This is a genomic window from Pseudomonas sp. NPDC088414, assembly GCF_044753325.1.
Taxonomy (GTDB): domain Bacteria; phylum Pseudomonadota; class Gammaproteobacteria; order Pseudomonadales; family Pseudomonadaceae; genus Aquipseudomonas.
Map to the genome: position 1 here is coordinate 101947 of NZ_JBIVMY010000005.1, position 13147 is coordinate 115093.

A 13147-nucleotide genomic window follows, 5' to 3' on the forward strand; every position below is an offset into this window, starting at 1 on the left:
AATGGAGAATTGGCTGAATGCCATCAACCTGATTCGATGCGAAAATTGTGGCGAGGGCGCTTGCTCCCGCTGGACTGCGCAGCAGTCCCAATCCGGCGTCAGTCGCAATTGGGAGTCCTGCGGCCTCCAGCGGGAGCAAGCCCCCTCGCCACAAACGAATTGGATGTTTTACTTCTGCGTCCCGTCATCATGCTGCAGATTGGCCTGGGTCAGGTTGCTCCCCGCCGGCACGCTGCGCGTCAGCCAGACATTGCCACCAATGGTCGACCCCTGACCGATGGTGATCCGCCCGAGAATCGTCGCCCCGGCGTAAATCACCACGTCATCCTCGACAATCGGATGCCGCGGATGGCCCTTCTGCAACTGCCCGTCTTCATCCGCCGGGAAGCGCTTGGCGCCCAGAGTCACGGCCTGATAAATCCGTACCCGCTCGCCGATGATCGCGGTCTCGCCGATCACCACACCCGTGCCGTGGTCGATGAAGAAGCTGCGGCCGATCTGCGCGCCCGGATGGATATCGATGCCGGTGGCCGAGTGCGCAATCTCCGCGCTGATTCGCGCCAGCAACGGCAACCCGGCGCGATACAGATGGTGCGCCAGACGATGGTGAATCACCGCCAGAATCCCCGGATAGCACAGCAGCACTTCATCAACACTGCGTGCCGCCGGGTCGCCGTGATAGGCCGCCAGCACATCGGTGTCGAGCAAACTGCGCAAACCCGGCAAGGCCAGGGCAAAATCCTGAATGATGCGGATCGCCTGAGCTTCGACGTCAGCATCGCCTTGAGCGCTGTGCCGGGCGACATAACGCAACTCCAGCCGCGCCTGCGCCAGCAAGGCATTCAACGAGGTATCGAGGGTGTGCCCGACATAGAAGTCCTCACTCTCCTCACGCAGATCCACCGGCCCCAGCCGCATCGGGAACAACGCGCCACACAGCGCCTCGAGAATCTCGGCCATCGCCGCGCGGGACGGCAACTCGCGACCACCCTGCTCGCCGCTCGCGCGGCCATTCTGGGTACGCCACTGATCCCGCGCGGTACGCAGTTGGCTGACGATGGTCTGCAATTGCCAATGGCTGGAACGCTCGCTCACGGTAAAGACTCCTCACGGGCGGCCGGACGGTCGGGCCGCGTCAACGGCGACTACTTTACGACATGCCCATGAGGGCGAATTAAGAACCGATAGTGCTGGCCTAAGCACATTTAGCTATAAGCAATTCACGGTTGCCCCGGTAAAACCGCCTGCCTATAGTCCTGTCATCTTCCTCCGCCAGTACGGGCTCATGATCAAACAACAGCTGGATCGCTTTAACCGTCTCAACCTGCTCGGCCAACCCACGCCACTGGAAAAACTCGAACGCCTGTCCGCCTGGCTGGGCCGCGATGTGTACATCAAACGCGATGACCTGACGCCGTTGGCCATGGGTGGCAACAAGCTGCGCAAACTCGAATACCTTGCCGCCGACGCCCTCGCCCAAGGCGCCGACACGCTGATCACCGCCGGCGCCCTGCAATCGAACCACGTACGCCAGACCGCCGCATTGGCGGCCAAACTCGGCCTGGGTTGCGCGGCGCTGCTGGAAAATCCGCTGGGCACCGACGACAGCAACTACACCGGCAACGGCAACCGTCTGCTGCTGGACTTGTTCGACACCAAGGTCGAGCTGGTGGACAACCTCGACAACGCCGACGAATTACTGGCCGCCCTCGCCGTGCGCCTGCGCAGCAATGGCAAGAAACCCTATCTGGTGCCGATCGGCGGCTCGAATGCCCTCGGTGCGTTGGGCTACGTGCGTGCCGGCCTGGAACTGGCCGAGCAGATCAAGGACACCGGGCTGAATTTCGCCGCCGTGGTGCTGGCCTCGGGCAGCGCCGGGACCCACAGCGGTCTGGCGCTGGCGTTGAGCGAAGCGCTGCCGCAATTGCCGGTGATCGGCGTGACGGTCTCGCGCAGCGAAGAAGATCAGCGACCGAAAGTGCAGGGTCTGGCCGAGCGCACGGCGGACCTGCTGGGCGTAAAATTGCCCGTGAACTTCAAGGTCGAGTTGTGGGACGAATACTTCGGCCCGCGTTACGGCGAGCCAAATGCCGGGACACTCGCGGCGGTGAAACTGTTGGCCAGTCAGGACGCGGTGCTGCTCGACCCGGTGTACACCGGCAAGGCCATGGCCGGATTGCTCGACGGGATCGGCCGCCAGCGTTTCAACGAGGGTCCGATCATCTTCCTGCACACGGGTGGGGCGCCGGCGTTGTTTGCCTACAAGGACGCTTTGAGCGGTTGAAGCGCCTTTGTGGCGAGGGAGCTTGCTCCCGCCGGGGTGCGCAGCGCCCCCAAACCTGCTTCCGCGTTTTTCAGTTAAACACTGGCGGCAGGTATTGCGACTGCTGCGCAGTCGGGCGGGAGCAAGCTCCCTCGCCACATGTGAATGCCACATATTCCATATAAGAATATCAAATTAGATATTAAGTATTTTCAAGTCTAAAGGAGACATCTTATAGTCTCGCCGCAGGCGAATTTCGGGCAAGACGCATAAGCTGCTTTAAGGCAGGATAGCGCTGTCGTCCAACTCCCGGATTCGCCAACTTTCCTTAAGCGTCTTCCATAAGAAAACACAGGGGCTTGTCATGAATTTTTCCGCACTACGTCGCAATCTGCTGGTAGGTTCGCTGGGCCTTGCACTGAGCGCCGGCCTGATCGGTCAGGCAACCGCCGGTGAGCAGTTGCAACAGATCAAGGACAAAGGCGTCATCAACGTCGGCCTGGAAGGCACTTACCCACCGTTCAGCTTCGTTGACGCCGACGGCAAGCTGTCCGGTTTCGAAGTCGAACTCTCCGAAGCCCTGGCGCAGAAACTCGGCGTCAAAGCCAAGATTCAGCCGACCAAGTGGGACGGTATCCTCGCTGCACTGGAATCCAAACGTCTTGACGTCGTGGTCAATCAGGTGACCATCTCCGACGAGCGCAAGAAGAAGTATGACTTCTCCGAGCCGTACACCGTTTCCGGGATTCAGGCGCTGGTGCTGAAGGACAAGGAAGCCAAGTTGAACATCAAGACTGCCGCCGATCTGTCCGGCAAGAAAGTCGGTGTCGGCCTGGGCACCAACTACGAGCAATGGGTCCGCGCCAACGTGCCGGGCGCTGACGTACGTACCTACGACGATGATCCGACCAAGTTCGCCGACCTGAACAACGGACGCACTGACGCCATCCTGATCGACCGTCTGGCTGCACTGGAATACGCCAAGAAAGCCCCGAAAACCGTGGCTGCCGGTGAAGCGTTCTCCCGTCAGGAATCCGGTATCGCCCTGCGCAAAGGCGAGCCTGAGCTGCTGGCGGCGGTGAACAAGGCGCTCGACGAGCTGCGCGCCGACGGTACCCTTGAGAAGCTGTCGAAGAAATACTTCAACGCTGACGTCACCAAATAATGGAAGAAGCTTTCCAACTCGCACTGGACTCCGCGCCCTTTCTGCTCAAGGGCGCGTATTACACGGTCATCCTCAGCCTGGGCGGCATGTTCTTCGGCTTGCTGCTGGGCTTCGGCCTGGCCTTGATGCGCCTGTCGCGCTTCAAACTGGTGAGCTGGATTGCCCGCATCTATGTGTCGTTCTTTCGCGGCACGCCGTTGCTGGTGCAACTGTTCGTGATCTATTACGGCTTGCCGCAATTGGGTCTGGAACTGGATCCGCTGCCGGCGGCGCTGATCGGCTTCTCGCTGAACATGGCCGCCTACGCCTGTGAAATCCTGCGTGCGGCGATCGGTTCGATCGAGCGCGGCCAGTGGGAAGCCGCTGCGAGCATCGGCATGACCCGTGCGCAGACTCTGCGCCGGGCCATCCTGCCGCAAGCCATGCGCACGGCGCTGCCGCCGCTGGGCAACAGCTTCATTTCGCTGGTCAAGGACACGGCACTGGCCGCCACCATTCAGGTGCCGGAACTGTTCCGCCAGGCGCAACTGATTACTGCCCGGACTTTTGAAGTCTTCACCATGTATCTTGCCGCCGCGCTGATCTACTGGATTCTGGCCACGGTGCTGTCGCACCTGCAGAACAAGTTGGAAGAGCGGGCCAATCGGCACGACCAGGAGTCCTGACCCCATGATTGTCGTGGAAAAACTGACCAAGCAGTTCAAGGGTCAAGAGGTGCTCAAAGGCATCGATCTTGAGGTGAAGGAAGGTGAGGTCGTGGCCATCATCGGCCCCAGCGGTTCGGGCAAGACCACGTTCCTGCGCTGCCTGAATTTCCTTGAACAACCCACCAGCGGCCGGATCAAGGTCGGCGATATCGAGATCGATACCAGCCGCCCGCTGAGCCAGCAACAGAGCCTGGTGCGCAACCTGCGTCAGCACGTGGGCTTCGTGTTCCAGAACTTCAACCTGTTCCCCCACCGCACGGCGCTGGAAAACGTCATCGAAGGGCCGATCGTGGTCAAGAAGATGCCGCGCGAGCAAGCCGTTGCCCTGGGCATGAAGCTGCTGGCCAAGGTCGGTCTGGCCGGCAAGGAAGATGCTTATCCGCGTCGTCTGTCCGGCGGTCAGCAGCAGCGCGTGGCGATTGCCCGGGCGCTGGCGATGGAGCCGGAAGTGATCCTGTTCGACGAGCCGACCTCGGCCCTCGACCCGGAGCTGGTGGGCGAGGTGCTGGCGACCATTCGCGGTCTCGCTGAAGAAAAACGCACCATGGTCATCGTCACCCACGAAATGGGTTTTGCCCGCGACGTGGCCAACCGTGTGGTGTTTTTCGACAAGGGCGTGATCGTCGAACAAGGCGAAGCCAAGGCGTTGTTTGCCAATCCGAAAGAAGAACGCACCCAACAGTTTCTCAGCAAGTTCCTGAATCACGCCTGAGAACATTATTGTTTTGAATCATTAACTTCCACGGATGGAAGTTATACTTCCCCCCCCGCCTGAAAAATATTTGAATCCCTCCAGTTTAAAAACCTGTCAAAACAATACATTTATCCTCTGCAACAGATAAAAATAATCTGCTGCGCGCTATTGCGCCTGTAAAACCACTTAAACCGGTCTGCACAGAAACCGCAGAAACTCCGGAAGAATCGTAGTTCCATTCGCCGTAACCGCTAGGCAGCATGCCTGATCAGCGTAGGAAGCTTCTGATTAATCCGTAATTCATGGATTAACTAACGTGCTCTATTGACACTCTTTCCCGCACGCTCTTATCTAGTCGGCAACCGGCACCCAGTAGTTGAATAAATCCGTACTCAGCCCGAACAAAAGTTCACGGTTGCATTACCGATTCATCACGCCTTTTGTTTTTTCAAGACATGGAATTCGCCGCAAGACTTCAAGGAGAGAACCTGATGACCCGCACTTCGCATATTGCCGAACTGGCAGCGCCGAACCTCGCATCCGCACACAACAACGCGATCAACCTGGCGGCTGCCGCGCATTTGCTGATTGATGTGCTGCCCTATTCCGGCATGGACGCCGGTGATCTGATCGAACTGTTCTGGAACAACTGCTACGTTGCATCGCGGGTCTTGACCAGCGAAGACGTTGGCGCCTCGATCAGCCTGCGGGTACCGGAGAGTTTTATCGCCAGTGGCACCGCACGGATTCACTATCGGGTGATGCAGATCGGCCAGGGGCCGGCGCTGTCGGCGGCAACCCGGGTGCAGGTCAAGCTCGACTGCCCCGGCGGCCAGCCTTCGCCGCTCTGCGGTGACGAGAATCAGCAACTGGCGCCCGTCTCGCTGCCCGACACCATTCGGCGCCAGGGCGTGAATCCCTATCAGATCAAACGCGGTGTACCACTGACCATCGAACCCTACCTGAACATGGCCGAGGACGACGCCATTACCTTGCGCTGGGGCGACGTGCGCATGGACCTGGCCCGGATCACCGCAGCCGATGTCGGCCTACCGATTCAGGTCTGGGTACCACCGGCGGTGATCGTCGAAGGCGGTGAGGATCTGCGTCTGGACGTGACCTACTGCATCATCGACTGGGTGGGCAACAACTCACGCTGGGCACCGCCACGGACGCTGAAGATCGGCTGTGTGAATCCTTATCTGAAGGTGCCGCTGCGCCAGGATCTGAAGGCCGCTGAATCGCGCAAAGAAGAAAGCTGAACTCTGTGGCGAGGGAGCTCGCTCCCGCTGGGGTGCGAAGCGCCCCCAGAACCTGCAGAACGCGTTCTTTCAATTGAAACGTGGAGATCAGGTTTCGCGACTGCTGCGCAGTCGAACGGGACGGTGCGACGATTCGACGAGCTCCTTGCCACAGACTCCCGTCACCGAAACAAAGTTGTTAACCAACCCGACCACCACCCCTTCTATACATATTCCTAAAAGTTAGTTTATTTAATATTTATACACGCTTAGGGTATATGAACCGGACCACCGGACATTCTTTCGTTCGCCGCACTTTTGCGGCGTTTTTCATGAGATGTGAGGTAGGTAGTATGGTCCGGAACACAATCACCCCAGTGCAGATCGCCAGGGCATTGCGTGCAGCCAAGGAGCGGCACTGATGTCCAGTCTGGCCGATGCAAACGTCCAGTCGGATCTGGACATCGCCCCGTTGTTGTTGCCCGCGCAGGTCTTGCGCAACGACGCCCAAGCCATCAAGGCTGCCCACGAACTGGCGCAAGTTGCCCGCGTGCAGGCCGCCAAACGTGATCGTCAGCGCAAGCTGCCGTGGTCGGAAATCGAACAGTTCACCCGCAGCGGTCTGGGCAGCATTGCCATCCCGCGTGAGTACGGCGGCCCGCAGGTTTCGTTTGTCACGTTGGCCGAAGTGTTCGCGATCATTTCCGCAGCCGACCCGGCACTGGGACAGATCCCGCAGAACCAGTTCGGCATTATCAATCTGGTGCTTGGCAGCGCCACTGAAGAACAGAAAAAGCAGCTGTTCCAGAGCGTTCTGGAAGGCTGGCGCATCGGCAATGCCGGCCCTGAGCGCGGCACCAAAAATACTCTTGAATTGAAAGCGCGTATCACCGCCGATGGTGATGATTACGTGATCAACGGCCAGAAGTTCTACTCCACCGGCGCGCTGTTCGCGCACTGGGTGGCGGTCAAGGCGCTCAATGACGACGGCAGGCAAGTGCTGGCCTTCGTCCGCCGTGGCACGCCGGGCCTGCGCATCGTCGATGACTGGTCGGGCTTCGGGCAGCGCACCACCGCCAGCGGCACGATTTTGCTGAACAACGTGCGGGTCGAGTCGAGCCTCGTCGTCGATAACTGGAAGATCAACGAAAAGCCCAATACCCAAGGCGCGGTGTCGCAATTGATTCAAGCGGCCATCGACGCCGGCATCGCCCGTGGCGCCATTGACGACGCCATCGAATTCGTTAAAACCCGCGCGCGGCCATGGATCGACGCCAAGGTCGAACGCGCCAGCGATGACCTCTACGTGATCGCCGACATCGGCAAACTGAAAATCGAACTGCACGCCGCCGAAGCTTTGCTGCGCAAGGCCGGGCAAGTGCTGGATCAGGTGCACGCCGCGCCGCTGACCGCCGAATCCGCCGCCCGCGCCTCGATTGCCGTGGCCGAAGCGAAAGTGCTGACAACCGAGATTTCCTTGCTCGCCAGCGAGAAGCTTTTCGAACTGGCCGGCAGCCGCGCGACCCTCGCCGAATTCAACCTCGACCGCCACTGGCGCAACGCCCGGGTGCACACCCTGCACGACCCGGTGCGCTGGAAATATCACGCGGTCGGCGCCTATCGCCTGAACGGTACTTTGCCGGCCCGCCATTCCTGGATCTGACGACCGCACACTTTCTCAAAGGCATTGGAGAGAACCATGACTTTTTCCCATCCCGTCGCGGTCATCACCAGCGATGAGCAAGCCCTGATCGTCGCCAGCGACCTGGCCGAAGATTTCAAACGCGACAGTGCCGTGCGCGACCGTGAACGCCGCCTGCCACTGCCGGAACTCGACGTGTTTTCCCGCTCCGGCCTGTGGGGCATCAGCGTGCCCAAGGAGTATGGCGGCGCCGGCGTGTCCAACGTGACCCTGGCCAAAGTCATCGCCCTGATCGCTCAGGCCGACGGCTCCCTCGGGCAGATTCCGCAGAACCATTTCTACGCCCTCGAAGTGTTGCGGGTTAACGGCAGCCACGAGCAGAAACAACGCCTGTACGCCGAAGTGCTGGCCGGCCAGCGCTTCGGCAACGCCTTGGCGGAACTGGGTACCAAAACCGCCCACGACCGCGTCACCCGCCTCAAGCGTGACGGCGACGGCTATCGCATCAACGGTCGCAAGTTCTACGCGACCGGCGCGATCTACGCCCAGCGCATCCCGACCTCGGTGGTGGATGAAAACGGCGTGCAGCAACTGGCGTTCGTCCCGCGTGACAGTAAGGGCCTGACGGTGATCGACGACTGGAGCGGCTTCGGCCAGCGCACCACCGGCAGCGGTTCGGTGGTGTTCGAAGACGTGTATGTCGCTGCCGAAGACGTGATCCCGTTCCAGAGCGCCTTCGAGCGTCCGACCACGGTCGGCCCGCTGGCGCAGATTCTTCACGCCGCCATCGACACCGGCATTGCCCGCGCTGCTTACGAAGACGCCCTGCACTTCGTGCGCAGCAAGACCCGGCCATGGATCGACTCCGGCAACGACAAGGCCACCGAAGACCCGCTGACCCTGAAGAGTTTCGGCCACTTGAGCATCCGTCTGCACGCCACCGAAGCGCTGCTTGAGCGCTCTGGCGAATTCCTCGACAAGGCCCAGGCCGAGACCAACGCCGAAACCGTCGCTGCCGCCTCGATTGCGGTCGCCGAAGCACGGGCGATCAGCACGGAAATTTCGCTCGCCGCCGGCAGCACCTTGTTCGAACTGGCCGGCAGTCAGGCGACCCTGATCGAGCATGGCCTCGACCGTCACTGGCGCAACGCCCGGGTGCACACTCTGCATGACCCGGTGCGCTGGAAGTATCACGCGGTGGGCAACTACTACCTCAACGATGAAAACCCTCCGCTGCGAGGGACGATCTGATGAGCGCCGCGAAGAAAAAGATCCTGCTCAACGCGTTCAACATGAACTGCATCGGCCACATCAACCATGGCCTGTGGACGCATCCGCGCGACACTTCGACGCGCTACAACACCCTCGAATACTGGACCGAACTGGCGCAGTTGCTGGAGCGCGGGCTGTTCGACGGGCTGTTCATCGCCGACATCGTCGGCGTGTACGACGTCTATCAGAATTCGGTGAACGTCACGCTCAAAGAGTCGATCCAGCTGCCGGTCAACGACCCGCTGCTGCTGGTCTCGGCCATGGCTGCGGTGACAAAAAACCTTGGTTTCGGCCTGACCGCCAATCTCACTTACGAGCCGCCGTATCTGTTCGCCCGCCGCATGTCGTCGCTCGATCACCTGAGCCGCGGTCGGGTCGGCTGGAATATCGTCACCGGTTACCTGGACAGCGCCGCCAAGGCCATGGGCCTGCGCGAACAGGTCGAGCATGACCGTCGCTACGATCAGGCCGACGAGTACCTTGAAGTGCTCTACAAACTCTGGGAAGGCAGTTGGGAAAACGGCGCGGTGCTCAATGACCGCGAGCAACGCATCTACGCGCAGCCGGAGAAAGTGCACAAGGTCGAACACCACGGCGAGTTCTATCAGGTCGAGGGATATCACCTCTGCGAGCCGTCGCCGCAGCGCACGCCGGTGCTGTTTCAGGCCGGCAGTTCCGATCGCGGTTTGCTGTTCGCCGGACGCCACGCCGAATGCGTGTTCATCAGCGGCCAGAACAAACCGTCGACCAAGGTGCAGGTGGACAAGGTCCGCGCCAGCGCGGTCGAGGCCGGGCGCAATCCCGAGGATATCAAGGTGTTCATGGGCCTCAACGTGATCGTAGGTGCCACCGAAGAAGCCGCGTGGGCCAAGCACGCCGAGTACCTGAGCTATGCCAGCGCCGAGGCCGGCGTCGCGCATTTCTCGGCGTCCACCGGAATCGATTTTTCCCAATACGAAATCGACGAACCGATCCAGTACGTCAAGAGCAATGCCATCCAGTCCGCGACCAAGAACCTGCAGAACAACGACTGGACCCGACGCAAATTGCTCGATCAGCACGCCCTCGGTGGCCGCTACATCACCGTGGTCGGCTCGCCTGAGCAAGTGGCGGATGAACTGGAATCGTGGATCGCTGAAACGGGACTCGACGGCTTCAACCTGACGCGCATCGTGACCCCGGAAAGCTATGTCGATTTCATTGAGCTGGTGATTCCGGAGCTGCAACGGCGTGGGTCGTACAAGACTGCGTATGACAGCGGCAGTTTGCGCGAGAAGTTGTTCCACGGTGAAGCGCATTTGCCTGAGCAACACACCGGCTCTTCATACCGACATTAAAAACTTCGCGAGCAGGCTCACTCCTACAGGGGAACGCATTCCAAATGTAGGAGTGAGCCCGCTCGCGATGAGGCCCGACCAGACACCACAAAATTCATGCACTGACTGGAAAAACCACCATGACCAAGAAACGTCTCTCCCACCCAGTCAAAGCACTGGCCCTGGCCTTCGGCCTGTTCAGCTCAGCGGTGTTCGCCGCTGATGCACCACTGAAAATCGGCACCACCGCCGCCTTCGCCATTCCCCTGGAAGCTGCCGTAGAAGAGGCCTCCAAACAAGGCCTGAAAGTCGAACTGGTGGAGTTCACCGACTGGATCGCGCCGAACGTCAGCCTCGCCGCCGGCGACATCGACGTGAACTACTTTCAGCACATCCCGTTCCTCGAAAACGCCAAGGCCGCTTCCGGTTTTGACCTGGTGCCGTTCGCCCCGGGCATCATCAACAACGTCGGCCTCTATTCGAAAAAATACAAAAGCTTCGACGAGTTGCCAGAAGGCGCCAGCGTCGCCATCGCCAATGACCCGATCAACAGCGGTCGCGGTCTGCAACTGTTGGCCAAGGCCGGCCTGATTACCCTGAAACCGGGGGTCGGCTACAAGGCCACCGAAGACGACATCGTCGCCAACCCGAAGAAGATCAAGATCCTCCAAGTCGAAGCCGTGCAACTGGTGCGCGCCTATGACGACGCCGATCTGGTCCAGGGCTACCCGGCCTACATTCGTCTGGCGAAGACCTTCGACGCCGGCTCGGCGCTGCTGTTCGACGGCCTCGACCACAAGGAATACGTGATCCAGTTCGTGATCCAGCCAAAGAGCAAGGACGATCCGCGCCTGATCAAATTCGTCGACATCTACCAGCACTCGCCGGCCGTTCGCGCCGCCCTGGATAAAGCCCACGGCAAGCTGTATCAGGCCGGCTGGGAAAGCTGAACATGACGGCCGCGATCCAACGGCGACTGGAGATTCCAGAGCCCAAAAATGCTAAAAAAACCGAACTGCATCCCGAGCTGAATCGCGCCCACGTGCGCTTCATCGGCCTGGGTAAAACCTACGAGGGTCGGCAAGGCCCGGTCGCGGCCCTGCAAGGCATCGACCTGGCGATCCAGCGCGGCGAGGTGTTCGGCATCATCGGTCGCAGCGGCGCCGGCAAGTCGTCGCTGATCCGCACCATCAATCGTCTGGAACAACCCACTGCAGGGCGGGTGCTGATCGATCAGGTCGATATCGGCGAGTTCGATGAAGACCGTCTGGTGGCCTTGCGCCGAAGGATCGGCATGATCTTCCAGCACTTCAACCTGATGTCGGCCAAGACCGTGTGGCAGAACGTCGAACTGCCATTGAAGGTGGCTGGCGTGCCGAAGGCAAAACGCGAGCAGAAAGTCCGCGAACTGCTCGAACTGGTCGGCCTGCAAGCCAAGCACACGGCCTACCCGGCGCAGCTTTCCGGCGGGCAGAAGCAGCGCGTCGGCATCGCACGCGCATTGGTGCATGACCCGGACATTCTGCTCTGCGACGAGGCCACTTCGGCGCTCGATCCGGAGACCACCCAATCGATCCTCGGCCTGCTGCGCGAGATCAACCAGCGCCTGGGCCTGACCATTGTGCTGATCACTCACGAAATGGCGGTGATCCGCGAAATCTGCGACCGCGTGGTGGTCCTGGAACACGGGCGGATCGTCGAGCAAGGCCCGGTCTGGGAGGTGTTCGGCAATCCGCAGCACGAGGTCAGCCAGACCTTGCTCGCGCCGCTGCAACACGCCTTGCCGGCAGAGCTGCAGAATCGCCTGCATGCCCAGCCACCCTACTCCGAGGCAGCGGTGATGCTGCGTTTGCAGTTCACTGGCAGTGCCGGCGACGAGCCGGATCTGGCGGCGCTGTTCGCCGCCCTCGGTGGTCGGGTGAAGTTGCTGCAGGGCGGCGTCGAACGGATTCAGGGCCACGCGCTGGGACAACTGTTGTTGGCGGTCAGCGGCTCATCCTTGAGCGCCGAACAATTGCGCGAGCGCGCCGGGCAGTGGGCGCAACGGGTGGAGGTAGCGGGTTATGTGGTTTGATCGTTTGCTGCAGGGATTCATCGACACCTTCCTGATGGTCGGCGTGTCGTCGCTGATCGCGTTGCTGGTGGGGATCCCGATGGCGGTGATTCTGGTCACCAGCGACAAGGGCGGGATCTATCAGGCGCCGCTGCTCAACCGCGCGTTGGGCGCGTTCGTCAACCTGTTCCGCTCGATCCCGTTTCTGATTCTGATGGTCGCGCTGATTCCGTTCACCCGGCTGATTGTCGGCACCACCTACGGTGTGTGGGCGGCGGTGGTGCCGCTGACCATCGCCGCGACGCCGTTCTTTGCGCGGATTGCCGAAGTGAGTCTGCGTGAGGTCGATCACGGCTTGATCGAGGCGGCGCAAGCCATGGGCTGCCGGCGCTGGCACATCGTCTGGCATGTGCTGTTGCCTGAAGCGCTGCCGGGGATCGTCGGCGGGTTCACGATTACGCTGGTGACGATGATCAACTCGTCGGCCATGGCCGGGGCGATTGGTGCCGGCGGTTTGGGCGATATCGCTTACCGCTACGGTTATCAGCGTTTCGACAGCCAGATCATGCTGACGGTGATTGTGTTGCTGGTGGCGTTGGTAGCGGTGATTCAGTTGGGCGGGGATCGTCTGGCGCGGGGCCTGAACAAGCGTTAAGGCATGCCGCGCCTCTGAAACCGCTATCGCGAGCAGGCTCACTCCTACATGGGATCGCATTTCAAATGTAGGAGTGAGCCTGCTCGCGATGGGCTGCGCAGCGGCCCCGCTGGTTGGCGTATATTCGACACACACCAAC

General features: G+C 60.7%; 12 protein-coding genes. 11 read left to right on the forward strand and 1 reads right to left on the reverse strand.

The features are described 5' to 3' along the window. Positions 1–168: 168 nt before the first annotated feature. Positions 169–1095, reverse strand: a complete 927-nt coding sequence (epsC, locus tag ACIP8I_RS08095; protein ID WP_095137901.1) for a serine O-acetyltransferase EpsC — start codon at positions 1093–1095, stop codon at positions 169–171. Between the two features lie 190 nt (positions 1096–1285). On the opposite strand from epsC, the gene ACIP8I_RS08100 reads away from it, so the two are divergent. The 11 genes from ACIP8I_RS08100 to ACIP8I_RS08150 all read left to right on the forward strand — a co-directional run bounded on the left by ACIP8I_RS08100 (position 1286) and on the right by ACIP8I_RS08150 (position 13008). Beyond that, positions 1286–2284: a D-cysteine desulfhydrase gene (locus tag ACIP8I_RS08100; RefSeq protein WP_400760080.1), complete on the forward strand. Its 999-nt coding sequence runs from the start codon at positions 1286–1288 to the stop codon at positions 2282–2284. Positions 2285–2627: 343 nt separating this feature from the next. After that, positions 2628–3428, forward strand: coding sequence for a cystine ABC transporter substrate-binding protein (gene tcyJ / locus ACIP8I_RS08105; protein WP_007964723.1), 801 nt, complete (start codon positions 2628–2630; stop codon positions 3426–3428). Then, positions 3428–4093 carry a cystine ABC transporter permease gene (gene tcyL / locus ACIP8I_RS08110; RefSeq protein ID WP_003220607.1) on the forward strand — a complete coding sequence of 222 codons (666 nt, stop codon included), beginning with the start codon at positions 3428–3430 and terminating at the stop codon, positions 4091–4093. Before tcyJ ends, tcyL begins: the two co-directional genes overlap by 1 nt. A gap of 4 nt (positions 4094–4097) precedes the next feature. Beyond that, on the forward strand, positions 4098–4847 hold the full coding sequence (gene tcyN, locus ACIP8I_RS08115; RefSeq protein ID WP_003220606.1) for an L-cystine ABC transporter ATP-binding protein TcyN: 750 nt from the start codon (positions 4098–4100) through the stop codon (positions 4845–4847). Between the two features lie 473 nt (positions 4848–5320). Next, on the forward strand, positions 5321–6091 hold the full coding sequence (locus tag ACIP8I_RS08120; RefSeq protein ID WP_400760083.1) for a hypothetical protein: 771 nt from the start codon (positions 5321–5323) through the stop codon (positions 6089–6091). 400 nt (positions 6092–6491) lie between these two features. Next, positions 6492–7733 (forward strand): SfnB family sulfur acquisition oxidoreductase, encoded by a 1242-nt coding sequence (locus ACIP8I_RS08125; RefSeq protein ID WP_400760085.1) that lies wholly within the window; start codon positions 6492–6494, stop codon positions 7731–7733. 36 nt (positions 7734–7769) lie between these two features. Then, positions 7770–8963 (forward strand): SfnB family sulfur acquisition oxidoreductase, encoded by a 1194-nt coding sequence (locus tag ACIP8I_RS08130; protein WP_400760088.1) that lies wholly within the window; start codon positions 7770–7772, stop codon positions 8961–8963. Further along, positions 8963–10321, forward strand: coding sequence for an LLM class flavin-dependent oxidoreductase (locus ACIP8I_RS08135; RefSeq protein ID WP_400760090.1), 1359 nt, complete (start codon positions 8963–8965; stop codon positions 10319–10321). Before ACIP8I_RS08130 ends, ACIP8I_RS08135 begins: the two co-directional genes overlap by 1 nt. Positions 10322–10440: 119 nt before the next feature. Continuing rightward, positions 10441–11250 (forward strand): MetQ/NlpA family ABC transporter substrate-binding protein, encoded by an 810-nt coding sequence (locus ACIP8I_RS08140; RefSeq protein WP_007964733.1) that lies wholly within the window; start codon positions 10441–10443, stop codon positions 11248–11250. A 2-nt stretch (positions 11251–11252) separates the two neighbouring features. Beyond that, a complete protein-coding gene (locus tag ACIP8I_RS08145) occupies positions 11253–12374 on the forward strand; it encodes a methionine ABC transporter ATP-binding protein (RefSeq protein ID WP_400760092.1) in 1122 nt (373 codons plus the stop codon). Further along, positions 12364–13008, forward strand: a complete 645-nt coding sequence (locus ACIP8I_RS08150; protein WP_027611182.1) for a methionine ABC transporter permease — start codon at positions 12364–12366, stop codon at positions 13006–13008. The genes ACIP8I_RS08145 and ACIP8I_RS08150 overlap by 11 nt, the downstream gene beginning before the upstream one ends. Positions 13009–13147: the final 139 nt, after the last annotated feature.

Bases quoted from the DNA above. Each gene is read 5' to 3' on its own strand.
- ACIP8I_RS08100 (WP_400760080.1), top strand. From the start codon at position 1,286: ATGATCAAACAACAGCTGGATCGCTTTAACCGTCTCAACCTGCTCGGC.
- tcyJ (WP_007964723.1), top strand. From the start codon at position 2,628: ATGAATTTTTCCGCACTACGTCGCAATCTGCTGGTAGGTTCGCTGGGC.
- tcyL (WP_003220607.1), top strand. From the start codon at position 3,428: ATGGAAGAAGCTTTCCAACTCGCACTGGACTCCGCGCCCTTTCTGCTC.
- tcyN (WP_003220606.1), top strand. From the start codon at position 4,098: ATGATTGTCGTGGAAAAACTGACCAAGCAGTTCAAGGGTCAAGAGGTG.
- ACIP8I_RS08120 (WP_400760083.1), top strand. From the start codon at position 5,321: ATGACCCGCACTTCGCATATTGCCGAACTGGCAGCGCCGAACCTCGCA.
- ACIP8I_RS08125 (WP_400760085.1), top strand. From the start codon at position 6,492: ATGTCCAGTCTGGCCGATGCAAACGTCCAGTCGGATCTGGACATCGCC.
- ACIP8I_RS08130 (WP_400760088.1), top strand. From the start codon at position 7,770: ATGACTTTTTCCCATCCCGTCGCGGTCATCACCAGCGATGAGCAAGCC.
- ACIP8I_RS08135 (WP_400760090.1), top strand. From the start codon at position 8,963: ATGAGCGCCGCGAAGAAAAAGATCCTGCTCAACGCGTTCAACATGAAC.
- ACIP8I_RS08140 (WP_007964733.1), top strand. From the start codon at position 10,441: ATGACCAAGAAACGTCTCTCCCACCCAGTCAAAGCACTGGCCCTGGCC.
- ACIP8I_RS08145 (WP_400760092.1), top strand. From the start codon at position 11,253: ATGACGGCCGCGATCCAACGGCGACTGGAGATTCCAGAGCCCAAAAAT.
- ACIP8I_RS08150 (WP_027611182.1), top strand. From the start codon at position 12,364: ATGTGGTTTGATCGTTTGCTGCAGGGATTCATCGACACCTTCCTGATG.